This window comes from Paraplanobispora siamensis (genome assembly GCF_016863175.1).
Taxonomy (GTDB): domain Bacteria; phylum Actinomycetota; class Actinomycetes; order Streptosporangiales; family Streptosporangiaceae; genus Planobispora; species Planobispora siamensis.
Map to the genome: position 1 here is coordinate 49968 of NZ_BOOJ01000029.1, position 24871 is coordinate 74838.

At 72.4% G+C, this 24871-nt stretch carries 18 protein-coding genes; 5 read left to right on the plus strand and 13 right to left on the minus strand.

Translation table 11 applies throughout. From position 1 onward, the window contains the following. The first annotated feature begins 102 nt into the window (after window positions 1-102). Window positions 103-750: a TetR/AcrR family transcriptional regulator gene (locus Psi01_RS16485; RefSeq protein ID WP_204064903.1), complete on the plus strand. Its 648-nt coding sequence runs from the start codon at window positions 103-105 to the stop codon at window positions 748-750. A gap of 120 nt (window positions 751-870) precedes the next feature. On the opposite strand, the gene Psi01_RS16490 is transcribed toward Psi01_RS16485, so the two are convergent. The 12 genes from Psi01_RS16490 to Psi01_RS16545 form a co-directional block, all read right to left on the minus strand. Continuing rightward, complete coding sequence (locus Psi01_RS16490) at window positions 871-2199, minus strand: S1 family peptidase (protein ID WP_204064904.1); 1329 nt, start codon at window positions 2197-2199, stop codon at window positions 871-873. 156 nt (window positions 2200-2355) lie between these two features. Continuing rightward, complete coding sequence (locus Psi01_RS16495; protein WP_204064905.1) at window positions 2356-2616, minus strand: hypothetical protein; 261 nt, start codon at window positions 2614-2616, stop codon at window positions 2356-2358. Window positions 2617-2661: 45 nt separating this feature from the next. Then, window positions 2662-3534 (minus strand): helix-turn-helix domain-containing protein, encoded by an 873-nt coding sequence (locus tag Psi01_RS16500; protein ID WP_204064906.1) that lies wholly within the window; start codon window positions 3532-3534, stop codon window positions 2662-2664. Window positions 3535-3654: 120 nt separating this feature from the next. Beyond that, window positions 3655-3861, minus strand: a complete 207-nt coding sequence (locus tag Psi01_RS16505) for a hypothetical protein (RefSeq protein WP_204064907.1) — start codon at window positions 3859-3861, stop codon at window positions 3655-3657. Between the two features lie 136 nt (window positions 3862-3997). Next, window positions 3998-5029 (minus strand): phosphotransferase family protein, encoded by a 1032-nt coding sequence (locus Psi01_RS16510; protein WP_204064908.1) that lies wholly within the window; start codon window positions 5027-5029, stop codon window positions 3998-4000. 201 nt (window positions 5030-5230) lie between these two features. Then, window positions 5231-7054, minus strand: coding sequence for an acyclic terpene utilization AtuA family protein (locus Psi01_RS16515; protein ID WP_204064909.1), 1824 nt, complete (start codon window positions 7052-7054; stop codon window positions 5231-5233). Window positions 7055-7127: 73 nt separating this feature from the next. Then, entirely contained in the window at window positions 7128-8624 is a 1497-nt protein-coding gene (locus tag Psi01_RS16520) for an SDR family oxidoreductase (protein ID WP_204064910.1), read from the minus strand. 120 nt (window positions 8625-8744) lie between these two features. Continuing rightward, entirely contained in the window at window positions 8745-9587 is an 843-nt protein-coding gene (locus Psi01_RS16525) for an enoyl-CoA hydratase-related protein (protein ID WP_204064911.1), read from the minus strand. 34 nt (window positions 9588-9621) lie between these two features. Next, window positions 9622-11658 carry an acetyl/propionyl/methylcrotonyl-CoA carboxylase subunit alpha gene (locus Psi01_RS16530; protein WP_204064912.1) on the minus strand — a complete coding sequence of 679 codons (2037 nt, stop codon included), beginning with the start codon at window positions 11656-11658 and terminating at the stop codon, window positions 9622-9624. Window positions 11659-11663: 5 nt separating this feature from the next. Continuing rightward, on the minus strand, window positions 11664-13196 hold the full coding sequence (locus Psi01_RS16535) for an acyl-CoA carboxylase subunit beta (RefSeq protein ID WP_239127794.1): 1533 nt from the start codon (window positions 13194-13196) through the stop codon (window positions 11664-11666). Between the two features lie 208 nt (window positions 13197-13404). Then, a complete protein-coding gene (locus tag Psi01_RS43360; RefSeq protein ID WP_239127767.1) occupies window positions 13405-15312 on the minus strand; it encodes a serine/threonine protein kinase in 1908 nt (635 codons plus the stop codon). A 175-nt stretch (window positions 15313-15487) separates the two neighbouring features. Beyond that, window positions 15488-16849: an FAD-binding oxidoreductase gene (locus Psi01_RS16545; RefSeq protein ID WP_204064914.1), complete on the minus strand. Its 1362-nt coding sequence runs from the start codon at window positions 16847-16849 to the stop codon at window positions 15488-15490. Window positions 16850-17055: 206 nt separating this feature from the next. On the opposite strand from Psi01_RS16545, the gene Psi01_RS16550 reads away from it, so the two are divergent. From Psi01_RS16550 to Psi01_RS16560, 3 genes are all read left to right on the plus strand, one after another. Continuing rightward, complete coding sequence (locus Psi01_RS16550; RefSeq protein WP_204064915.1) at window positions 17056-19833, plus strand: immune inhibitor A domain-containing protein; 2778 nt, start codon at window positions 17056-17058, stop codon at window positions 19831-19833. A gap of 84 nt (window positions 19834-19917) precedes the next feature. Continuing rightward, window positions 19918-20856: a diacylglycerol/lipid kinase family protein gene (locus Psi01_RS16555; protein WP_239127768.1), complete on the plus strand. Its 939-nt coding sequence runs from the start codon at window positions 19918-19920 to the stop codon at window positions 20854-20856. A 66-nt stretch (window positions 20857-20922) separates the two neighbouring features. Further along, window positions 20923-21096, plus strand: a complete 174-nt coding sequence (locus Psi01_RS16560; protein WP_204064917.1) for a hypothetical protein — start codon at window positions 20923-20925, stop codon at window positions 21094-21096. Between the two features lie 163 nt (window positions 21097-21259). Here Psi01_RS16560 and mads6 read toward each other — a convergent pair whose 3' ends face one another. Then, window positions 21260-22762, minus strand: coding sequence for a methylation-associated defense system protein kinase MAD6 (gene mads6, locus Psi01_RS16565; RefSeq protein WP_204064918.1), 1503 nt, complete (start codon window positions 22760-22762; stop codon window positions 21260-21262). A gap of 146 nt (window positions 22763-22908) precedes the next feature. On the opposite strand from mads6, the gene Psi01_RS16570 reads away from it, so the two are divergent. Next, on the plus strand, window positions 22909-24855 hold the full coding sequence (locus Psi01_RS16570) for an ABC1 kinase family protein (RefSeq protein WP_204064919.1): 1947 nt from the start codon (window positions 22909-22911) through the stop codon (window positions 24853-24855). The last annotated feature ends 16 nt before the right edge of the window (window positions 24856-24871 follow it).

A 24871-nucleotide genomic window follows, 5' to 3' on the forward strand; every position in this document is an offset into this window, starting at 1 on the left:
TCCGCACCCCGTCTCCCGTTCCCTTCTGTCCCCGGCGTCCCTCGCCGATGACCGGATCACAGAGAACGGGGGCGGACAGGCGTGCTGCTGTAGTCTTGCGCCGTGCACAGCGGAGGAGGAGCGCGCGGCAGCCGCGCCGACCAGGCAGACCAGCGGCGGGCCGAACTGCTCGAAGCCGCTCGGAAGGTGGTTCTGGAGCGAGGGCTGGCCAGCACCCGCGTGGCCGACATCGCCAAGGCGACCAACGTGAGCGGCGGGCTGATCCACTATCACTTCGCCACCAAGGACGATCTCATCACCGAGATGCTCCGCAGCACGAGCGAGGCGGAGATCCAGCGGCTGCGGGAGATCGCCGACGGCCCCGAGAGCGCGGTGGAGCGGCTGGACCACATCCTGCGCGTGTGCATCCCCGCCTCCCGGGACGACCAGGGCTGGATCCTCTGGCTCGACGCCTGGGCGGTCGGGATGCGCGAGGAGCACGTGCGGACCATCCTGCTGCAGTTCGAGGGCGCCTGGATCGACGTCCTCAGGGACGTGATCGCCCACGGCGTGGTCCTGGGCGAGTTCGTCTGCGACGATCCGCAGGGCGCGGCCGAGCGTCTCGACGGCATGCTCGACGGCCTGGCCATCCGCTACACCCTGGACGCCGGGAACATGTCCCGGGCCCGCCTCCTGGAACACGCCCGCGTCGCCGCGGCGCGGGAGGTGGGGCTGGAGCGTTCCGCGTTCCCCATCGAGACCGCCCCCTGAGCGCCGCGTTTTTCCGCGAGGCCGTTCGCTGAGCGCCGGACGCCCCCGCGAGCCTCTCCTGAGCACCGGCGTTCCCCGCGGGCCGTTTCCGGCGGCCTCGCGGGGACGCGCGGCGTGGTCTCAGCGCCCGGTCCTGTCCTTGCCCGCGGCGATGGCCTTGCGCGAGTCGGCGATGTAGCCGGCGACGTACGGGTGGGCCGGATACAGCGCGTGCACCTTGCGGAACTTGGGCAGGGCCGCCCGATAGCGGTGGGCGAAGAAGTCGTCGAGCGCGGAGTCGTAGACCCGGCTGGTCAGTGATTGGCGCGCCGTCACCCCGGCGGCGGCCAGCCGCTTCCTGACGATGTTCACCGGCAGGATGAAGCTGTGGTTCTCGGTGACGCCGCCGTCGGGCTCCGGTGAGCCCGCGATCAGCATCCCGACGACCTTGCCCTCCCTGCTGAACACCGGCCCGCCCGAGTTGCCCTTGTACGACGGCGCCTGTGCCTGGATGTATGGAACGTTCCAAACCGTGGTCCGTTTGGCGTTGTACGCCCCCTCGGTCAGCGCCGGGTAGAGCTTCGAGCGCAGGTCGAAGACCGTGCTGCTGGTGATGAGCCCGGGGAAGCCGTTGATGTAGAGGGTGTCGCCCACGCGGACGTCGGTGTCCCGGCCCAGCGGCACGGTGGGCAGGTTCCTGGCGCCGGCCAGCTTCAGCAGCGCGAAGTCCTCACCCGGATAGTCCCGGCCCCGGGCGACCAGCTTCAGCGGCCTGATCTTGGCCGTCCTGTCCATCCCGCCGCCGGGCAGGGGGCTGACCAGGGAGATGTACCTCTTCAGGCCGGTCACCCGCATGTGCTTGACGTTGAACCTGTCGAACATGTTCCTGGTGAGCCTGATCAGCTCGTCGTCGGCCTGGGCGACCTGCGAGATCTCCTTCAGGAAGGTCCTGACGTCGCCGTCACCGATCTTCGGCAGGGCCTTGCCGGCGAAGCCCTGCCGGAGTGCGGCCTTGGGCGAGCCGACGCAGTGCGACCCTGTCACCATGTACCCGTCCGAGGTGATCCACCATCCGGTGCAGAACCCCCCGTAACCCGAGCGGACCCTGCGGTCGTCGCCCGCGGGCCGCAGATAGCGGTCGACGTCCGCGGCGGCCTTGCGGAGCACCCACTTCATCTGGCTCTGCCGGTCGCCGGGGATGCGCTTGGCCTTGGCGTGCCGTTCGGCCTGCGCCTGCAGGGCGGCGAACGTCCTGCGCGGCCCGGCCCGGGGCACGACCACGGTGGCCGTGTAGTCCAGCGCGATCAGCTGGACGGCGGGATCGCTCTCGGCCGCCAGCCTGGTGCCGACCGCCACGTCGCCCGGCGGCGCCCCGGCCGCCAGGGCCTCGCCGGCGACGAGCCCGGGTGAGATCACGACGCCGGTCACGGCGAGCCCCGCCGCGAGCCTGCGCCGAAGTGAGTTCCCCATACCTTCCCTCCCCTGTGGTATAGGCGGGAGGGTGCGCCGCGTCACTAGAGCGCGGCTTGCAGCCGGGTTGACGTTCCAGCTCACCGCGGGCCCGCGGCGCGGTGGATCTCTGCGAGAGATCTTGCAGGTCGCGGGCGTTCGCCGGGGCGGCCGGGGTCAGGCGGGCAGGGCCGCCAGCAGGAAGGCCAGACGGGCCGCGGCGTCCTCGATGTTGTCGGCGGTGCCGAGCCGGTAGCCCCAGGAGGTGATGAAGCCGCCGTCCGGGGAGCAGGTCACCGTCTCCATGAGGGTGTCGCTGAAGCGGTTGCGGACGCACACGTATGCCGGATCACCGAGCGACACGCTCTGCAGGGACAGGTCGGCATGCGAACGGATCGCCGTGGCGAACTTCTCAAGACAGGACAGCGTGTCGAGCATCGTGCTTCACCTCCGTCTTGCTGAGGATTGCACGATCTTGGGAGGTTAATCAAGCAATTGCGGTGACTGATTGGCGGATTGTCGCGCGAAATCATCGAGGACCCGCATGATGACCAGCCTGGCGTCCTCCCGGAAGGCCGCGATCTCGCAGAACTCGTCGAAAGTGCGCTCGTAGAAGGCGATGTCCTCGGGGTCGCGCAGGATCAGGTCCCTGGTCCTGGTCGGCACCGCGACGTGGTCCTGGTCGTAGATCCAGAACCCGTTGAGCAGCGCGGAGGGCAGGGGCGCCTCGAAGGGCACCACGCCGAACTCCACGTTGGGCAGCGCGGTCACCGCGAGCAGCCGGTCGAGCTGGCCGCGCATCACGTCCAGCGGGGCCAGCCGATAGCGCAGCACCGCCTCAGGCAGGATGAAGCGGAAGCGCTTGCTCTGGTCGTAGAGGATCTCCTGGCGCTGCATGCGCACCCGGATCGCCGCGTCGATCTCGTCGGGCGCGTTGTAGAGACGCTTGATCCTGGTGAAGATGCTGCGGGCGTACTCGGTGGTCTGCAGCAGGCCGATGACCACGCCCGGCTCGAAGACCCGGAAGGTGGTCGTGCGCGCCTCCAGGTCGCGGATGTCCTCCTGGAGGGCGGCCAGGCCGCTGCGGTGCCGCTGCCGCCAGGAGTCCTGGCGTTCGAGCAGGCCGTTGGCCTGCTCGATCAGCTCGTCCACGACCTCGGGCGCGGCCTGTACGGCACGCGCCCACATGGTGACGTCGTCCTCGGTGGCGGTCTGGCGGGCGTTCTCGATCCGGGAGATCTTCGAGGGCTGCCACCTCAGGCGCTCGGCGAGTTCCTTGCCCGACAGGCCCGCGGTTTCCCGCAATTGCCGGAGCTGCGCCCCCAGCTCGACCCGGGCCTGCTGGAACCCACTCATGAGACCTCCCGTACGGTGCCGCACGAGGGTAGACCCGGCGGTACGGAAGGTGCCATAGGGGCGGTTCCAATTGTGATCAACAGGTGACCCGGGGTCACCCGCAGGGGCGTCCCGCGGGTGTCAGGAGAGCACCTTGCGGGCGATGTCGACCAGCAGTTCCCGCGGGACCTCGACGGCGGTCTCGCCGTCCAGGACGTGCCGCAGATCGGCCAGGGCGGCGGCGTCGGTGACGTGCAGCCCCTGGACGACGATGGTGCCCCGGTCGGTCTCGTAGAGGGAGGGGCAGGCCCCCGCCTCCGAGGTGGAGCCGAGAAAACGCAAACGCATGACTGTGTCCTTCCCCGAGCCAGCCTCACATTGCAATTGCGCGCAATCCTAGAGCCTGGAAGATCAGGACAGTCATAAATCCCGAAATTTCCCCCACCATTCACTACATGCGGCCACCGGTGTCAGTTCGTCAGCATCAGGCCATCAGCGTCTCCGCTCTGGAGAACAACGCGAGGGTGGTGGCGTGCAGCGCGTCGCCGATCTCCTTGGGGGCCTTGCCCGCGCAGGCCCGCGCGTGGGTGCCCTCGAGCACGATGCCGAGCTTGAAGCAGGCCATCACGGCGTACCAGTCGATGGCCGACAGGTCCCGGTCCGACAGGGCCGCGTAGCACGCGACGATCTCCCGCGCCGTCGCCAGACCGGCTATGCCGCCGCCGATGAGCCCCTGGCCGTCGGGGTCGGGCCAGGTGGCCAGCAGCCAGCCGAGGTCCAGCAGGGGGTCGCCGACCGTGCACATCTCCCAGTCGACGATCGCCGCCACCCGCGGCCCGTCGTGGGCGAACATCAGGTTGGCCAGGTGATAGTCCCCGTGCATGATCCCGGGTGTGAAGTCCCGCGGCCGGTTGCGCTCCAGCCAGTCGGCGGTCCGGGCCAGCCCGGGGATGTCGGGGCCGGGATAGCCCTCCAGGGCCGAGTAGCCCTCCAGTTCGCCCATCCACCGGGGGACCTGCCGCTCCAGGAACCCCTCGGGCCGTCCGAAACCGTCGAGCGGGCCGGGGTCCACCCGGCCGAGCTCCGCCAGCGCCGAGGCCGCCTCCAGCCCCATGCGGTGGCGGATCGCGGGGTCGCTCGCGTGCGGCTCCGGCAGCCCGACGGTGGCGTTGAAGCCGTCGACCGGCTCCATGAGATAGAAGACGGCGCCGCCCATGACGGTCTCGTCCGGGCAGGCGGCGACGAGCCGGGGCGCGGCGACGGGGGTGTCCTTGAGGACGGCGAGCACCCGGGCCTCGCGCCGGATCACCTCGTTGCTCCGGGCCCGCAGGTGCAGGGGCGGACGGCGCAGGATGTACGGCACGCCGCCACGGGTCAGGCGGAGCATGACGTTCTGCGTCCCGCCCGCGACCGGCTCGACCACCCCGAACTCCCCGACGGGCAGCCCCTGCCCGTCCATCCACGCCCCGAGCACGTCAAGGTCGATCACGTTGACGTCGATGTGCGTGGAGGTCATGGGGACACCTAACCGAACGATGTTCTAGTGCTGGCGAATCTACGAGATCGCGCGGCGCGGGTCAATAGTCCCGGGTTGTCTCGGCACCCCGGGTGGTGCGGGCCTTACGGACGTCACAGCGGGGACGCGGGAGCGGATCGCGCGGGCCTTACGGACGTCACAGCGCGGGCGTGGGAACGGGGCAGGCGGGCCGTACGGGCGTCACAGGAAGGACCGGGGGATCTCCGTGACGGCGGCGCGCAGTTCCTCGCCCAGCGCCTTGGCCTGGGCGTCCAGGCGGGGGCTGGCGGCGACGCCCCGGCCGAGGAGGCCGTGCACGACGAAGTTGAGCGCGAGCAGGTTCGGCAACTCGAAGCGCTCGATCGTCAGCCCGGCCGTCGCGGGCAGGAGTTCGCGAAGGCGCTCGACCGTCAGGTGACCGGCCAGCCACGCGAACCGCTCCGGAGTCCCGACCCAGACCCCGAGATTGGCGTTGCCCCCCTTGTCCCCGGACCGGGCCCCCATGATCGCCCCCAGCGGCGCCCGGACGGCCTCCCGTCCGCCGTCCGAGGGCGTCGGCGTGGGTGTCTCCCCGGTGGCGGGAGCGGCGAGGTCCTGAGCGCGGGACGACGCGGACGAACCGGCGGTGGTGACGGTGCTCCGGGTGTGCGGCGGCGCAGGCGGGCCGGCGAGGGGAGCGGCGGGAGCGTCCGGGGCGGGGAGTTCGCGGCCGTCGAGCCGGACGCGGGGGCGGACGGAGGCGGCGGGCACGAGGACGGGCCAGTAGACGCCGTACGGCGTGGCGTCGCCGGGCGGGGTCAGGCCGTAGAACCCGGGATAGCTCGCCAGGCCGGTCTCGACCACCGCGGAGGAGAACGCGCGGCCGGCCTTCTTGCGGTCGGGGTCCATCACGGTGATCCGGAACAGGGCGGTCCCCGCGAGCGGGGTCAGCTCCGTGTGGACCTGCTCGAAGGAGTCCTTCGGCACGCGGGCCCAGACGGCCTCCTCGGCCAGGCGGGCCTTGGCCTCGATGTCCAGGCCGGTCAGGACCAGCGTCATGGTGTTGCGGTAGCCGCCGAGATAGTTGACCGCGACCTTGAGCGTGTCCGGCGGGGCCTCGCCGCGCACGCCGGAGATCCGGACCCGGTCCGGGCCCTGCTGCTCCAGTGCGATCGTGTCGAAGCGGGCCACGACGTCGGGGCCGGGATAGCGGGGCGAGGCGATCTCGTACAGCAGCTGGGCCGTGACCGTGCCGACCGAGACCAGGCCCCCGGTGCCGGGGTGCTTGGTCACCACGCAGGACCCGTCGGCCTCCAGCTCCACCAGCGGGAAGCCGCAGCGCGCGGGGTCGGGCACCTCGCCGAAGAACGCGTAGTTGCCGCCGGTCGCCTGGCAGCCGCACTCGATGACGTGCCCGGCGACGACCGACCCGGCCAGCGCGTCGAGGTCGTCGGGGCGCCAGCCGTACCGCCAGATGCCCGGTCCGGTGACCAGCGCCGCGTCGGTGACCCGGCCGGTGACCACCACGTCGGCCCCGGCCGACAGGGCCTGCGCGATCGGCCGCCCGCCGAGGTAGGCGTTGGCGGTCAGGGGCGCGGCGGGCAGCTCCTCGCCGGTGTCCATGTTGATCGCGTCGCCCAGGACACCCCACCGGCCCCGCTCCCCGGAGTCTCCGGAGTCCCGGGATCCGTCCGGCCCGCCGGCGAGCAGGTCGTCCCCGGTCACGTGGGCCACCCGCACCGTCAGCCCGAGCCGGTCGGCCAGCTCCGCCACCGCCGCGGCGCACCCGGCGGGATCCAGCCCGCCCGCGTTGGACACGATCTTGATGCCCCGGTCCAGGCAGGTGCCGAGCACCTGTTCCATCTGCTTCAGGAACGTCGGCGCGTAGCCGGGGCGGCCCTTGAGCCGGTTCCCGGCGAGGATGAGCATCGTCAGCTCGGCCAGCCAGTCGCCGGTGAGCACGTCGATCGGCCCGCCCTCGACCATCTCCCGGGCGGCCGACAACCGGTCGCCGTAGAAGCCGGAACAGTTGGCGACACGGAGCATCGGGCCCTCCCTCGGCCGTTCGGGTCTGGAGCATTGTTCCAGACGGCCGTCCGGGCGGGCTCCCCGGCCGGGATCAACGCCGCTGCCGCGCCGCGCGGGCGATGTTGCGCGGCATCCGGCCGAAGATGAGGTTATGGAAGGGAGCGATGCTCCACCAGTAGGCGTGCCCCAGCAGCCCGTGCGGGTGGAACAGCGCGCGCTGCCGGTAGACGGACCGGGCGGGGGCACCGCCCGGAGAGGCCGGCCGGTCGGAGCCGTCCTGCGGGCAGACCGAGAGCTCCAGCCAGGCCAGGCCCGGCAGGCGCATCTCGGCGCGCAGCCGCAGCAGCCTCCCGGGTTCGATCTCCTCCACCCGCCAGAAGTCCAGCGGGTCGCCCACCCGGAGCCGGTGGGGGTCGCGGCGTCCCCGGCGCAGGCCCACGCCGCCCATCAGCCGGTCGATCAGGCCGCGCGCCCGCCAGGCGACGGGCAGGGAGTACCAGCCGTTGGCCCCGCCGATGCCCTCGATCACCCGCCAGACCTGCGACGCGGGCGCGGCCACGGCCAGCTCGCGTTCGTCGCAGTAGAGGCTGCCGCCCGCCCAGCCGGGGTCGGTGGGCAGGGGGTCGCTCGGCGCGCCGGGGGTGGACGCGGAGGACCAGTGGGTGGCGACGTCGGCGTCCTTGATCTTGCGCAGCGCCAGCCGTACGGACTCCCGGAAGCCGATCAGCCCGCCCGGCGGGTCGGGGACGAAGCGGGCGACGTCGTGCTCGGCGCACACGGCCTCGTGGCGCAGCGACTCCACCAGGGGACGGGCGATGCTCGCCGGCACCGGCGTGACCAGGCCGACCCAGTGGCTGGACAGGCTCGGTGACAGGACCGGCACCGGGACGATCACCCGGGCGGGCAGCTGCGCGACCGCGGCGTACCCCTGCATCATCTCCGCGTAGGTCAGCACGTCCGGCCCGCCGATGTCGAAGGCCCGGTTGACCTCTCCGGGGACCTCCGCCCAGGCGGTCAGATAGCGCAGCATGTCGCGGATGGCGATGGGCTGGGTGCGGGTGCGCACCCACCGGGGCGTCGTCATCACCGGCAGGCGCTCGGTCAGATAGCGCAGCATCTCGAACGAGGCCGACCCGGACCCGATGACCGTCGCGGCCCGCAGCACCACGGCGGGCACCGGAGCCCGCAGGAAGATCTCTCCCACCTCCGCACGGGAGCGCATGTGCGCCGACAGCTCTCCGGAGGCGTGGGTCAGCCCGCCCAGGTAGACGATCCTGCCCACGCCCGCCTGCGCCGCGGCCCCGGCGAAGGTCTCGGCCGCCCGGCGGTCGCGCTCGGCGAAGGCGGGCCCGCCGGCCATCGAGTGGACCAGGTAGTACGCCACGTCGGCGCCCTCCAGCGCGCGCCGCATCGCGTCGGGGTCGCCGACGTCGCCCGCCACGACCTCCACCCGCCCGGCCCACGGCAGGTCCCGCAGCCGCTGCGGACTGCGGGCCACGCACCTGACCCGGTGCCCGGCCTCCAGCAGCTGCGGCACCAGCCGCCCGCCGACGTAGCCGGTGGCCCCCGTCACCAGGATCATCCCCATACCAGTGCTTCGTGCGTCATCCGCGGCGCGGTTGCGCGGGAGGGGCCGACGGGGATCGCGGGCGGCCGGCGGACCCGACCGGCTCGGCGGGTTCCGGGCGCGGCTCCGCTCACCGGAGGCTCACGCGGATCCGGCTTCTTCCCCGCCGTCGTCCTTCTCGTCGGGAACCGGGATCCAGGCGGCGGGGCGCTTCTCCATGAAGGCGGCGATGCCCTCCTGGCCCTCGGCGGAGGTGAACCGCTGGGCCGACAGCTCGGCCATCTGCCGCATGCCCTCCTCGACGGAGAGCGCCGGCACCTGCCGGACCAGCTGCTTGGTGATCGCCAGCGCCTCGGGACCGCCGCGCAGCAGCATGTCCGCGTAGCGGGCGACCGTGGCGTCCAGCTCCTCGGCGGGGACGGCCCGGGTCAGCAGGCCGATCTCCTGGGCGCGGGCGGCGTCGAAGGTCTCGCCGGTCAGCAGGTACTCGGCCGCGGCGCGGGGGTCGAGCCGCCGCAGCACGGTCACCGAGATCATCGCGGGCACCACGCCCAGCCGGACCTCGGTGAACGCGAACGACGCCGAGTCCGGCGCGATGGCGAAGTCGCACGCGGCCACCAGGCCGAGCCCGCCGGCCCGCGCCGTGCCGTTCAGGCGGCAGATGACCGGCTTGGGGCTGTTCCAGATCATGCTCATGATCTCCGGGAACGAGGCGGTCACCGGCGCCTCGTGCGCGTTGCCCGGCTCGACGCGCTGCTCCTTCAGGTCGGCCCCGGCGCAGAACACCGGCCCGGTCCCGGTGAGCACGATCACCCGCACGCTCTCCTCGGCCAGCGCCCAGTCGAGCCGGTCCTCCAGATCCCCGAGCAGGCGCACCGACAGCGCGTTGCGGTTGCGCGGGGAGTCGAGCGTGATCGTGGCGACCCCGCCGGACACCTCCTTGTGCACCAGCCGTTCCACCGGCCAGCCCCCGTCCCTGTTCACCTGGCTCGCTCCACCTTCCGGCGCCGCGCGGCGCTCACGTCCGTTCCTCGATGACGGCCAGTACGGCCCCCGCCTCGACCTGGCGGCCGGGCGTCACGTTCAGTTCCTTCACCGTGCCCTCGGCGGGCGCGGTGATCCGATGTTCCATCTTCATCGCCTCCAGCACCACGACCACCTGGCCCGCGGTGACCGGCTCGCCGGGCTCGACCCCGACGCGCAGCACCGTACCGGGCATGGGCGCGATCAGGGAGCCCGGTGCCAGGTGCTCGACGGGCTCGGGCAGGCGGGGCAGGGGCGTGAGCCGTACGGCGCCCAGGGAGGAGTCCACATATGTCACGCCGTCGTAGCGGGCGATCTCGAAGCGGTGCCGTACGCCGGAGGTCTCCAGGACGACCTCGTCCGGAGCGGCCCCGATGAGGACGGTGTCCGGGAAGTCCTCGGCGCGCAGGCCGTCCCTGGTGAGCCGGTAGGACACCGTGCGCACGGCCGGGTCCGTCCCGTCGCCCGCCCGCTCCCCGCCGACGGCGAAGGACACGCGCTGCGGCTGGGACGGCACGTTGCGCCAGCCGCCGGGCAGCCCGGCCTGTACGGCGGCCGCCGCCCGGTTCGCGGCGGCCTGGGCCAGCGCGGCGGCCAGAGCGGACAGCGGTACGGCGGACAGCGGTCCGGCGGGCAGCGGTCCGGCGGGCAGCGGTCCGGGGAGGCCGAGGGCGGCGGCGTGCCGGTCCAGGAAGCCGGTGTCGGTCTCCCCGGCCAGGAACGCCTCGTGGCGCAGGACGCGCACCAGCAGGTCCCGGTTGGTGACGGGACCGTGGATCCTCGCCCTGGCCAGGGCGCCGGACAGCCTGCGCACGGCCTCGGCGCGGGTCTCGCCGTGGGCGATGACCTTGGCGAGCATCGGGTCGTAGTGCACGCCGATCTCGGAGCCGTCCCCGACGCCGGAGTCCAGGCGCAGGCCGCGGGAGACGGGGGAGAAGCGGACGTCCGCCCCGGGGACGTCGAAGCGGTGCAGGACACCGCTCTGCGGGCGCCAGCCGTGGGCGGGGTCCTCGGCGTACAGGCGCACCTCGACGGCGTGGCCGCGGGGCTCCGGGGGAGCCTGCGGGAGCGCGGCCCCCTCGGCGATCCGGATCTGGAGCTCGACCAGGTCGACGCCGTGGACGCACTCGGTGACCGGGTGCTCGACCTGCAGGCGGGTGTTCATCTCCAGGAACGCGACGGTGTCGGCCTTGACGAGGAACTCGACGGTGCCCGCGCCGACGTAGCCGATGGCCCGCGCCGCCCTGACCGCCGCCTCGCACAGGCGCGCCCGCAGCTCGGGGGAGACCGCCGGGGAGGGCGCCTCCTCGATCACCTTCTGGTGCCGCCGCTGGATCGAGCACTCCCGCTCGCCCAGCGCCCAGACCGTCCCGTGCCCGTCGGCCAGGATCTGCACCTCGATGTGCCGGGCGTCCTCCAGCAGCGGCTCGACGAAGACCGTCCCGTCCCCGAAGGCCGACTCCGCCTCCCGCTGAGCCGCCTCGATCTCCCCGTCGAGGTCACCGGGTGCGCGGACGACCCGCATCCCCCGGCCCCCGCCGCCCGCCGAGGCCTTGACCAGCAGCGGGTAGGCCAATCGCCCGGTGTCGGCGGGGGAGTCCGCGGCCGGGGCGGAGGGGACGGTGAGGCTGGGGAGGATGGGGACGCCGGCGGCGGACATCAGGGCCTTGGCCTCGATTTTGGAGCCCATGGCGGCGATGGACTCCGGGCTCGGGCCCACCCAGGTCAGGCCGGCGTCCAGGACGGCGCGGGCGAAGCCGGCGTTCTCCGACAGGAAGCCGTAGCCGGGGTGGACGGCGTCCGCGCCGCTGCGCCGGGCGGCCTCGACGATCTTCTCGATCGACAGGTAGGTGTCGGCGGGCCGGGCGCCGGGGAGCCGTACGGCGTGGTCGGCCTCGGCGGCGTGCGGCGCGCCGGCGTCGGCGTCGGCGTCGGAGAAGACCGCGACGGTCTCGATGCCGAGGTCGCGGCAGCTGCGGAAGACGCGGCGGGCGATCTCGCCCCGGTTCGCGACGAGCAAACGTGTGATCATGACGGTCACATCCGGAAGACGCCGAAGCCGGCGGGCTCGGGGACGGGGGCGTTGTTGACGGCCGACAGGCACAGGCCCAGGACGGTGCGGGTGTCGCGGGGGTCGATGACGCCGTCGTCGTAGAGCCGGCCGGACAGGAAGAACGGCAGGGACTCGGTCTCGATCTGCGTCTCGACCATCGCCCGCATCGCCGCGTCCGCCTCCTCGTCGTAGACCTGCCCGCGGGCCTGGGCCGCGGCCCGGCCGACGATGGACAGCACCCCGGCCAGCTGGGCCGGGCCCATGACGGCCGACTTCGCGCTCGGCCAGGTGAACAGGAAGCGGGGGTCGTAGGCCCGGCCGCACATCCCGTAGTTGCCCGCGCCGTAGGAGGCGCCCATGACGACGGTGAGGTGCGGGACGGCCGAGTTGGAGACCGCGTTGATCATCATGGCGCCGTGCTTGATGATGCCGCCCTGCTCGTACTCCCGGCCGACCATGTAACCGGTCGTGTTCTGCAGGAAGAGCAGCGGCGTGCGCGTCTGGTTGGCCAGCTGGATGAACTGCGCGGCCTTCTGCGCCTCCTCGCTGAACAGCACTCCCCGCGCGTTGGCCAGGATCCCGATCGGATAGCCGTGCAGCCGCGCCCAGCCCGTCACCAGGCTGGCGCCGTACAGCGGCTTGAACTCGTCGAACTCGCTGCCGTCCACGATCCGCACGATGACCTCGCGCGGGTCGAACGGGACGCGCAGGTCCTCCGGCACGATCCCGAGCAGCTCGTCCTCGTCGTAGAGCGGATCGCGTACGGCCTGCGCGGCGCGGCCGCGCTTGACCCAGTTGAGGCCGCGCACGATCCGCCGCCCGATCCGCAGGGCGTCGTGCTCGTCGGCCGCCAGGTGGTCGGCCAGGCCGGAGACGCGGGCGTGCATCTCGGCGCCGCCCAGGGACTCGTCGTCGGCCTCCTCGCCGGTGGCCATCCTCACCAGCGGCGGGCCGCCCAGGAAGACCTTCGCGCGCTCGCGCACCATGACCACGTGGTCGCTCATCCCGGGCACGTAGGCGCCCCCGGCGGTGGAGTTGCCGAACACCAGGGCGATCGTCGGGATCCCGGCGGCGCTCAGCCGGGTCAGGTCGCGGAAGATCCGCCCGCCCGGGATGAAGATCTCCTTCTGGGTCGGCAGGTCGGCGCCGCCGGACTCGACCAGGTTGACCAGCGGCAGCCGGTTCTCCAGCGCGATGTCGGCGGCGCGGAGCGTCTTGCGCAGCGTCCACGGGTTGGAGGCCCCGCCCCGCACGGTCGGGTCGTTGGCGACGATCATGCACTCGACGCCCTCGACCACCCCGATGCCGGTGACCACGCTCGCCCCGACCGGGAAGTCGCTGCCCCATCCGGCCAGCGGCGACAGCTCCAGGAACGCCGAGTCCGGGTCGACGAGCAGCTCGATCCGCTCGCGGGCCAGCAGCTTGCCGCGGCGGCGGTGCCGCTCGACGTACTTCTCGCCGCCGCCCGCCACGGCCTTGGCGTGCTCGGCCTCCAGATCGGCCAGTTTGGCGAGCATCGCCTCGCGCCGGGCGAGATAGTCGCCCGAGGAGGTGTCCAACCGGCTCACGAAACGTCTCCCTCCGCCGTAGCCGGTGATCTCCTCGGACCGGCTGCGCCCAGGTCCAGAGCGTGCCACATGGAGCTACCCGCCGGTAAGGGAGGGCGGGGCACGGTGTTTCCGGCCGGATCCTCACGGCCGCGAGGATCCGGCCGTGAGGATCCGGTCAGCCGCAGTGGCTCCAGCCGCTCTTCCATGACAGCGAGCCGTACACGCCGCCCCAGATGACGCACTTCTTGGCCGCGGTGAGCCGTACCGGGCCCGCGTAGGCGGTGAAGTTGCCGGGGTTGCCCGCCGAGGCGCCGCCCTGCACCTGGAGGGTGGCGTTCATCTTGATCTTGCCGGGGACCACGTACCTGGACATGGTGACGACGCAGTTCTGCTTGCTCGTGGCGTTGTAGAGCAGGTAGACGGTCGCGCCGCCGAGGGCGTGGGAGTTGACCTGCTTGAATCCCGCGCCGCACACCCCCGCCGCCGTGTACGGGTTCGGCTTGGCCGTGGCCGTCGGCTTGACGGTAGCCGTGGGCTTCGTCGTCGGTTTGACGGTAGCCGTGGGCTTGGTGGTGGGCTTGGCGGTCGCGGTGGGCTTCGGTGTCGGTTTGGGCGTCGGTTTGGGCGTCGGCTTGGAGGTGGGCGTGGCGCTGGGCTTCGCGGTCGGGCCCTGCGTGCCGCCGGTGTCGTCCCCCGTGCCGTCCCCGGTCTCGCTTCCGGAGTCGTCCTCCGTGTCGTTCCCGGTGTCGTTCCCGGTGTCGTCCCGGGTGCCGTCCCCGGCGCCGGAGGTCGGCTTCCCCGTCGGCCGCCCGCCCGGCTCGGTCTCCCGCTCGCTTCCCGGATCGTCGCTGAGCTCGCCGACGGACGCGGGCTCCTCGTCCGGGGGTTCGAGGACGTCCTCCTCCGCCTCCGGGACGGGCGACTCGCCCGCCGGGGAGAGGTCGTCCGGGGTCGCTTCCGCGGCTGCCTCCCCGCCCTGCCGCCGGTCCGCGACCGGGTCCGCCGACGCGGCGATCCGCACCGCCGAGGCGTTCTCGATGTTCCGGACGACGACCACGGTCCCGGCGGCCACGCCGAGCGCCGCCGCGCCCGCGACCGCGGCCAGCAGCAGCCCGGACGGGCGCCGCCGCGCGGCCCCCGGGCGCGGCGCGGCGGGGGAGGGCGGCCGGGTGTCCGCGGCGGACGGGCCGGGGGAGGGGGCGGGGACGGATCCGGCGGCGGGGAAGGGCGCTGAGCCCGGAGCCGAGGCGGGGGCGAAGCCGGGGGCCGGGGTGGGGGCCGTGCCGCTCATCAGGTGGGCGACGAGCTGTTCCGCGGTCGGCCGGGCCGCCGGGTTCTTGGACAGGCAGGCCGCGACCAGGTCGCGCAGCGGGCCGTTCAGCCCTCTCAGGTCCGGCTCCACGGTCAGGATGCGGTTCATCACCGTGGCGATGGAGTCCTGGCCGAACGCCGGTGTCCCGCTGGCGGCGAAGACCATCGTGACGCCCCAGGCGAACACGTCGGCGGCGGGTGTGACCTCGCCGCCGTTGAGCTGCTCGGGCGCGAGATAGGACGGCGTCCCCATGGCCATGCCGGTCGCCGTCATGCCGGGGGAGTCCAGCGCCCTGGCGATGCCGAAGTCGATCACCACCGGGCCCTCGGGGCCCATCAGCACGTTGGCCGGCTTGAAGTCGCGGTGCAGGATCCCCGCGCGGTGGATCGCCGCCAGGGCGGTGGCGGTGCTGACGGCCAGCCGCTCCAGCGCGGCCCCGCGCCGGGGGCCCTCCCGGTCGACGAGCTGGCGCAGGGACGGGCCCGGCACGTACTCGCTGACGATGTACGGCCGGCTGCCCTCCAGATCGGCGTGGAGGACCGGGGCGGTGCAGAAGCGCGCCACGCGCCGGGCGACCGAGACCTCCCGCAGGAAGCGGGCGCGGGCCTCGGCGTCGGCCGTCAGCCCGTGGTGGAGGAGCTTGACGGCGACCTGCTCGCCCTCCGGTCCCCGTCCGAGGTAGACGACCCCCTGGCCGCCCTCCCCGAGCCGCCCGGTCAGTTCGAAGGGCCCCAGCCGCCCGGGATCCTCCGCCGTGAGCGGCTGTATCACGATGACCCCCCGGCAAAAACCTGCAAATTAGGCAATGTGCGGCAGAACGCTACCAGTGTGAACGGTGGTGCGATCGGTGCGACGGCGAGATCCCGGACGGGAGCCCAGGTGGGAGGAGCGCAAGCGGATGCGGAGCCGTACGGCGCCGGAGCGGGCCGGGCGGGAGCGGGCGGGGTCAGATCGCCTTGCCCGGGTTGAGGATGCCCAGGGGGTCGAAGACCTGCTTGATCCCCTGGTGGATCTCCCCGGCCACCGGCCCCGTCTCCAGCGCCAGCCAGCGCCGCTTCAGCAGGCCCACCCCGTGCTCCCCGGTGAGCGTGCCGCCCCGGCGCAGCGCCTCGCGGAAGACCTCGTCGGCCGCGGCCCAGACGTGCGGCGGCGGCTCGGCCAGCCCGTGCTCGAAGACGAAGACCGGATGCAGGTTGCCGTCGCCCGCGTGGGCCACGGTGCAGATCAGCACCCCGTGCCGGGCGCCGATCTCCTCGATGGCGGTGATCATGCCGGGCAGTTCCGAGCGCGGCACGCACACGTCCTCCACCAGGCAGGCGCCGAGCCGCTCCTTGGCCTGGTAGGCCAGGCGCCGCAGGCCGATCAGCTCCTCGGCCTCCGCCCGGTCGGCCGAGACCGCGACGAATGAGGCGCCGTTCTCCGCGCACAGCGCGCTCATCCGCTCGGCCACCGCCTGCCCGTCCACCGCGTCCGACTGGGCGATCAGCATCGCCTGGACCGACGGCTCCAGGCCGATGTTCTTCCAGTCGTCGATGGCCTTCAGGGTGGCCCGGTCGAGCATCTCCAGCAGCGACGGCTGGCACCCGTCGGCGATGATCGCCGCCACCGCCGACGCGGCGTCGCGCGGCGAGCCGAACTCCGCCGCGATCGTCGCCGGGTAGGCCAGCGGCGCGCGGCGCAGCCGTACGGTGGCCGCGGTGATCACTCCGAGCGTGCCCTCCGAGCCGACGAACAGCCCGGTCAGGTCGTAGCCGGTGACGCCCTTGACGGTCCGCCTGCCGGTGTTCAGGATCCGCCCGTCGGCCAGCACGACCTCCAGCCCGAGCGCCGAGTCGCGGGTCACGCCGTACTTCACGCAGCGCAGTCCGCCGGCGTTGGTGGCCAGGTTGCCGCCGATCGTTGAGATCTCGTAGGAGGAGGGGTCCGGGGCGTACATCAGCCCGAACTCGCGGGCGGCCCGGTCCAGGTCGGCGGTGATGACGCCGGGCTCCACCACGGCGATCTCGTCGGCGGGCGACAGCTCCCTGATCGCCGCCATCCGGTGCAGGGCCAGCACGACGCATCCCTCGGCCGCCGTCGCCCCGCCGGCCAGTCCCGTGCCGGCCCCCCTCGGCACGACCGGCACCCGGTGCTCGGTCGCCCACCGCATGACGGCGACGACGTCGTCCCGGCTCTCGGCGAGCACGACGGCCAGCGGCCTGCCCGGCTCCAGGAACGTGCGGTCCCGGGCATAGGAGTCGGTCACATCGGGATCGGTCAGCACCTTCGCGGGCGTAAGAACGGCGGCGAGTTCGGCGATAGCGGTCACATGGGGACTGTACGGCCTGCCGCCCCCACCTGAGGAAACGCAGTTATGTCACAACTTCTAGACATAAACGATTGATCACACTTTGACAACATAAGTCGGAGACTTTACATCTCCTTTACTCTCTCCTCTAACGTCCCGGTCGGCACGCAATATCGGGCGTGCCGGGAACGTCCGCGCCCGGCGAACCCGGGCAGGGAGGGTATCCGTTGTCCATCAGAGGGAGAGGCGCGCGCAGGCGCCTGCTCGCGATCGTGCCCGTGCTCGGGCTGGCGGCCGCGGGGTTGTCCGTGAGCGGTGCATCGGCGCAGACCGATGACTCGGTCGCCCGCTACGTCCCCAAGGCGAGCGACTACTACATCAACTACGCGCCCCCGCTCGTCCAGGGTGACAGCAGCACCATCGACGAGCGGTTCCAGCCCGGCTCCGCCAAGCGCTCGGGAATGGCGCAGGCGCGGGAGTACGACCGCAAGTTCGCCGAGGGCAACCCGGTCGCCGCCAAGATGCTCGCCTCGCGGGAGACCCGGGCGATCAGGTCGGGCAAGAACCCCTACGACTTCATCTTCAAGAAGGCGGGCCAGACCCAGCAGGCCAAGCTGCTGACCCTCCTGGTGGAGTTCAACGAGAACGCCAACGACGACTTCTCCGGCTTCAGCCGTCCGAAGACGATCGACGACGTCAACGACTGCGTCACCGAGCCGCCGGGCACCAAGCTCAACGGCCCGCTGCACAACAGGATCCCCAACCCGGCGGACTCCGGCGCGGGCAAGGACAACAACACCATGTGGGTTCCGGACTTCAGCCCGGAGCACTACAACGCGATGCTCTACTCCGACAAGGGCATCACCAAGCGCGTGCGCATGGACCTGACCGACCCCCGGGACGGGCGCAAGGGCATCGACATCTCCGGCTACACGGTCAAGAAGATATACGAGGAGATGTCCAAGGGCGCCTACACCGTCACCGGCGAGGCCATCGGCTGGCTCAAGGTCCCGCACTCGGAGGCCTGGTACGGCGCCGGCGCCTGCGGCACCCGCCCGCAGGACATGTCCGGTCACCCCGACAACCCGGCGGGTCCCGCCGCGCTCGGCGTGGACGCGGTCAACGTGCTGGCCGCGCAGAACCCGAACTTCCCCTGGGCCGACTACGACGTCGAGGACACCTCCGACGCCGACGGCGACGGCAACGTCCTCGAGCCGGACGGCGTGATCGACCACCTCGTTCTCATCCACGCCGGCGCCGACAAGTCCGGCGGCGGCGGAGCCGAGGGCCCCTACGCCATCTGGGCGCACTCCAGCGCCATCCCCGGCGGCTACACGATCCCGGGCACCGACAAGAAGATCTCCAACTACATCGTGCAGCCCGAGGACTCCGGCGTCGGCGTCGTCGCGCACGAGTACGGCCACGACCTGGGCCTGCCGGACTTCTACGACGCCACCGGCGGCGGCGACACCAGCGTCGACTTCTGGGACCTGATGTCCTCCGGCTCGCACGCCGGCCCGCTCATCCAGTCGATGCCGACCCACATGGGCCTGTACGCCAAGTGGGTGCTCGGCTGGGCGGACCCGAAGATCGTCAACCCCGGTGACCGCACGCAGACGGTGACCGTCGGCCAGGCCTCGCGCACGCCGAAGTACACCGCCGACGGCGTCCGCGTGAACCTGCCCGACAAGACCACCGTGATGGCCGTCCCGCACAGCGGCTCCAAGCTGTGGTGGTCCGGCAACGACCAGAGCTGGGCCGACGTCAAGCTGAGCCGTACCGTCCAGGTCCCGGCCGGCACCGGCCAGAAGTTCTGGATGTGGAACCAGTACGCCATCGAGGCCGACTGGGACTACGGCTTCGTCGAGGTCTCCACCGACGGCGGCACCACCTGGGCCGAGCAGAAGATCTACGACGAGTCCGGCGCGCTGGTCTCCACCGGCGACGACTACGCCGACCCGAACAAGCGGATGCACGACTACGGCGACAAGAAGTACGGCCTGACCGGCGCCACGCAGGGCTGGCGGCACGACTACGTCGACCTGTCGCCGTTCGCCGGCCAGACGATCCAGCTGCGCCTGCGCTACGCCACCGACGCCGGGTTCGAGGACACCGGCTGGTTCTCCGACGACTTCTCCGTCACCGTCGGCGACACCACGGTGTGGAGCGACGACGTCGAGGGCGGCGACAACGGCTGGACCAACGTCAAGGGCACCTTCACCGACACCACCGGCGCGGGCTGGAAGACCCACAGCGGCAGCCTGCAGAGCGTCCAGTACTACCTGGCCGAGTGGCGTAACTTCGACGGCTTCGACAAGGGCCTGCAGTACGCCTACGACACCACCTGGTCGCACCCCAACGCCTGGAAGGTGGAGAAGCTCAAGTACAACGCGCCCGGTCTGCTGGTCTGGTACCGCGACGCGGCCTACCCGGCCAACGACGGCGACGCCCACACCTTCGAGCTGCCCTCGGTCGGCCCCAAGGGCGAGATCCTCGTCGTCGACTCGCACTACGACCCGCTGCGCCGCAGCGGCGAGGCGGCCGCGAAGGACCCGTCGCTGCTGAAGAACCTCCCCTCGCGTCCGCAGTCCTCCAACGCGGCGTTCACCTTCGGCAAGACCTACCCCTTCACCGAGTGCATCGAGGGTGAGCCCTTCACCCAGTACTGCACCAAGTTCCCGGCGCTCCCGGCGGTGAAGACCTTCACCGACGCCAAGACCTGGTACCCGGGTCTGGAGACCCGCGACGGCAGCCTGTACTACCGCCTGCGCGACGCCTCGGCGGTCGTGCCGTCCAAGGGCGACCAGCCGTACAGCACCCGCGTCGTCAACGCCGACGGCAGCCCGGCCACCGAGCTGTACGGCACCGACATCGGCGGCGGCCACGTGCTGGGCAGCGGCAACCCCGGTGACGAGGGCAAGGCGCTGGGCGTGCAGCTCAAGCTGATCGCCCCGCTCCCGGCCAACCTCGGCGTGATCGTCCAGGTGACTCCGCCGAAGAAGTAACCGTTCCGGATCATGGGGCCCTGCCGTCTGAGGACGGCGGGGCCCCTACCATTTACCCGGAGCATCTCAGGGAAAAGGAGCAGCGTGGGCGAGCTTCGCAGTAAGGCCGAGCACACCGAGGCCGTCCGGGCCGGGCGGAGGGTGTGCGTGGTGGTCAACACGCGCTCCCGGCGTGGGCGTCACCGCTATCCCCGGGTGCTGAGCATCCTGCGCTCCGAGGGCTTCGACCTGCTGGGCGTCTTCCCGGTGGACGACCCCAAGCGCCTGCGCGCCACCCTGGACGCGGCCCTGGACGCCAAGCCCGACGTGCTCGTCGTCGGCGGCGGCGACGGCACGCTCAGCGCCGCCGTCAAGCACGTCGCCCACCGCGACGTCGCCCTCGGGGTGCTGCCGCTGGGCACGACCAACAACTTCGCCCGCAGCCTGGGTCTGCCGCTGGATCTGGCCGGGGCGATCCGGGTGCTGCGCACCGGCAAGGTCGCCGACATCGACCTCGGCATCGCCGGCGACCGGGAGTTCGCCAACCTGACCAGCTTCGGCGTCTCGGTCGAGGTGGCCGGGAAGGTCAAGCCCTGGCTCAAGCGCCTCCTGGGGCGGGCCGCCTACCCGCTCACCGCCCTGACCATCCTGCCCGGGCACCGGCCGTTCCGGGCCTTCCTCACGGTGAACGGCAAGCGCCACGAGCTGCTCACCCACCAGCTCAACATCGCCAACGGCCGCTTCCACGGCGGCTGGCAGGTCGCCAGGGACATCAGCATCGACGACGGCATGCTGGTCGCCTACCAGCTCGGTTCGGGCAAGCGCCTGCGGCTGCTGCTGGAGACCCTGGTGCGGGCCAGCACCGGCCGCTGGCGCAGCCTCGCGGGCGGGCCCTTCGTCGTCGGCACCGAGATATACCTGGAGACCGACCCCCCGATGGCCGCCGACGTCGACGGCGAGGTGCGCCTGCTGACCCCGATCACGGTCAGGACAGTTCCGAACGGCCTGCGCGTGATGGTCCCGGAGAGCTTCGTCGACTCCTGATAGGCGGCCCGGGTGGTTGGAGCGCCTTCATCCGGGTAGCCGTCCCTCACAGTCGAGGAGGAGACAATGGCATCCCTGATATCCCGTATCCGCAGCTACCTGAGCACCCCGCAGGGGCGCAGGAACCTCGAGAAGGCCAAGACGATGGCGCGCGACCCGCGCAACCAGCAGAAGGTGCGCCAGCTCATCAGCCGCTTCCGCGGCGGCCAGAACCGTTCGGTCAACCGCAGGCCGTACTGACCGCCGCCGGATCAGCCGGCCGCCGGATCAGCCGACCGCGGGCAGGACGGGACAGCCCGGCCGACCGCGGTGCTGAAGGGTCGCGGACACGCCGGGATCGTCCGGCCGACCGCGGGCACGACGGGGCCGTCCAGCCGACTGCGGACACGGCGGGACGGCCCCTTCAATCTCCCTTGCCGGTGATGCGGCGCAGAGTCCGCCGGAACCCGCTCAGCCGGGCGGGCGGCTCCTGCGGCGGGGCGGCCGGCGGCCAGCCCTGCGGCTCACTGCCCTGCCCACTCATGGGCCCGCTCATGAGCCCGCTCCCGGGTCCACCCACGGGCCCGCCCCTGGCCCGCACCAGGGCGGCCAGCGCCTCGGCGGCCGAGGGCCGCTTGGCCGGCGCGTGGTCGCGCATGCGGCGCAGCAGGTCCATGACCTCGGGGACGACGCCGTCCGTCGCGGCCCCCGCGTCCGGGCTCACCGGCGGCAGCGCGCCCGTCAGCAGCTGGAAGGCGATCACCCCGGCCGCGTAGACGTCGGAGGACGCCGTCATCAGCTCCGGCCTGGCCTGGCACTCCGGGGCCACGTAGTGGGTGTCCAGCACGTTGGGCAGCTCGTTGGCCACGGTGTGCGCCCGCGGGCCGGGCTTGGCGTAGTCGAAGCCGGTCAGCATCGCGTGGCCGCCCTCGGCCACCAGCACGCACGCGGGGCTGAGCGCCCGGTGCACGACGTTGTTGGCGTGGACGTGCGCCAGCCCGCGCAGCATGTCCGCCACGACGTCGAGCCTGGCCGCGGTCGAGAGCGCGTTGCGCCCGGAGCCGCCGAGATACAGGTGCAGCGCCCGGCCGTGCACGTCGTCCAGGACCAGGACGAACCTGCTCTCGTCGTCGATCGCGAAGAAGTCGCGGGAGCGCACGACGCACGGGTGCGGCGGGATGCGGGTCAGGGACTGGTAGGCGTTGGCGATCAGCCGCCGCTCGGCCGCCCTGGGCTCCGGCTCGGCCAGCGGGTCGGCCCGGTAGACCCGCAGCAGGACCGTCTCGCTGCCCGGCACGGTCGCGTTGATCGCCCGGTACTCGGTGACCCGGTTGTCGCCGCCGAGCTCCTCCTCGACCTCCCAGTTGCCGAACCTGGGCGGCGCGGTGGAGCGGCGCACGCTGCCGTTGAGCGCCTCGATGATCGCCGTCCGGTACGGCGCGACGTCGGTGCTGTAGCCGCGCCGGACCCTGGAGACGTCGCCGAGCGTGCCGATCAGGCCCGCCAGGTCGGTGACGTGCCGCGAGTCGCGGCCGGCCGGGTCGACCAGCTGGGCGTCCGGGCCGGTCAGCACGACGACGCTGTCGACGTACACCCGCTCCAGCTCGCGGCGCTCGCGCATGAGCAGGCCCTTGAGCGCCCGGCCGTTGCCCCGCAGCTTGGTCACCGGGGATCCGAACGCGCTGCGCCGGGCCGGGAACCAGCGCGTGCCCGACACCTCGATCCGGCCGCGCGTCCCCTTGACGTCGATCACGCAGAGCGCGTGACCGGTCAGCACGATCAGGTCCACCTCGAAGACGTCGTCGTCGCGCGGCACCTCGATGTTGTGCAGCAGCAGCCAGTCGTGCGGCGCGTTGTCCCGCAGGTGCGCGATGACCCGTCGTTCGGCGTCGTTGACCGGACGTCCGCCACCGACGATCTGTGCCATCCGAGCGCGCCGCCTTTCTCACCATGATCCCAACGGAACCCCAACGGAACAAGGTTCCCATTGTCACCGGCATTCCCGTACCACCGCATCCGCCCCGCGGTTGATCTAGTGTGTCCGCCGTCGCGGCTGACGGGAGGGGCGGACTCATGGACTTCGGCTTGACGGTGGGCTTCGCGGTAACGGTGGCGGTGACGCTGGCCGGGTTCACCGTGATCGCGCGCCGGTTGCTGGACCTGAGATTCGGAGTGGTCCGCACGTTGCTGGCCTGGGGGCTCGCGCTCCTGATCGGCGGGCCGCTCATGCAGGCGTTCGCGGGCGGAGTGGACCCTGACGACCCCGGCCTCACCCCGCTGTGGTTCCTGCTGCTGGGCGTGGTGTGCGCGCTGCTGGCCGGGCTCGTCTTCCTGGTGGTGGCCGAGGTGCTGGTGCCGCCGGGGACGTTCCCGGGGCCGCTGGAGGTCGTCAGGGGGATCCGCCGCCGGGTGACCCGCTCCCGGCGCTACGTGGCGATCACCCGGATCCTCGTACGGCACGGCCTGGGCCCCTACCTGCGCGGCCGCGACCCCGGCCTCGGCGGCCCCTCCGGCCGGGCGCGTCTGGCCAGGTCGCTGCGCCAGGCCCTCGACGACGGCGGCGTCACCTTCGTCAAGCTCGGCCAGATCCTGTCCACCCGCAGCGACCTGCTGGCCCCGGAGTTCGTCGAGGAGCTCCGGCTGTTGCAGGACCGGGTGGCCGCCGCCCCGTGGGCGGAGATCGAACCGGTGCTCGTCGCCGAGCTGGGCGGGCCGGTGTCGGAGACGTTCGAGACCTTCGACCGCGAGCCCCTGGCGGCGGCCTCGATCGCGCAGGTCTACCGGGCACGGCTGATCGGCGGTGAGGAGGTCGTGGTCAAGGTCCAGAGGCCCGGGATCGCCGCCGTGGTGGAGCAGGACCTCGACATCGTGGCCCGCCTGGCCCGGTCGCTGGAGCGGCGCACCCGGTGGGGCCGGGCCTTCGGCGTGGCCGAGCTGTCCAGGGGGTTCGCCGAGGCGCTGCGCGAGGAGCTCGACTTCCGGGTCGAGGCCGCCAACATGGCCGCCGTGGCCGCGGCCTCGGCCGGCGAGCCGGTCCGCGTGCCGGCGCCCCGTCCCGAGCTGTCCGGCCGGCGGGTCCTGGTGATGGAACGGCTGGACGGCGTGCCGTTCGGCGGCGCCGTACCGGACGGGGCGGACGGGCGGGAGCTGGCCAGGACCCTGTTCGAGACGCTGCTGCGCCAGATCATGCTGCACGGGATCTTCCACGCCGACCCGCACCCGGGCAACATCATGCTGCTGGCCGACGGGCGGCTGGCGTTGCTCGACTTCGGCTCGGTGGGACGGCTGGACGCCTCGCTGCGCGCCGCGCTGCAGCGCCTGCTGCTCGCGATGGACCGGGGCGACGCGCCGGGGGTGGGCGACGCCCTGCTGGAGGTCGTGGAGCGGCCCGACGAGGTCGACGAACGCGGGCTGGAGCGCGAACTCGGCCGGTTCATGGCCCGGTACCTGACCGCCGGCACCGCCCCCGACGTCCAGATGTTCGGCCACCTGTTCCGGATCGTCTCCGCCCACGGCCTGGCCGTGCCGCCCGAGGTGGCCGCGGTGTTCCGGGCGCTGGCGACGGTCGAGGGGACACTGGCCGGGCTCGCCCCCGGGTTCGACGTGGTGGCCGAGGCGCGGGCCTTCTCCGCCCGCCACATCGCCGAGCGGAGCACGCCGGAACAGCTGCGCGAGACGGTGGTGCAGGAGGCCCTGGGCCTGCTGCCCATGATGCGCCGCCTGCCCCGCCGGGTGGAGCGGATCGTCGGCGCCGCGGAGAACGGCCGCTTCGGCGTCAACGTGCGCCTGTTCGCCGACGAGCGCGACCGCCGCCACATCACCGGCCTGCTCCACCAGGTGCTGCTCACCATCCTGGCCGCCACCACGGGGATCATGGCCGTGCTCCTGCTCGGCACCGACGGCGGCCCGGCCGTCACCTCCACCGTCAGCCTGCTGCAGCTCCTGGGCTACAACCTGCTGGCGGTCAGCGCCATCCTGGGCCTGCGGGTGCTCGTGGTCGTCCTGCGGTCCGGACGCTGAACCCGGGTGCCGATCC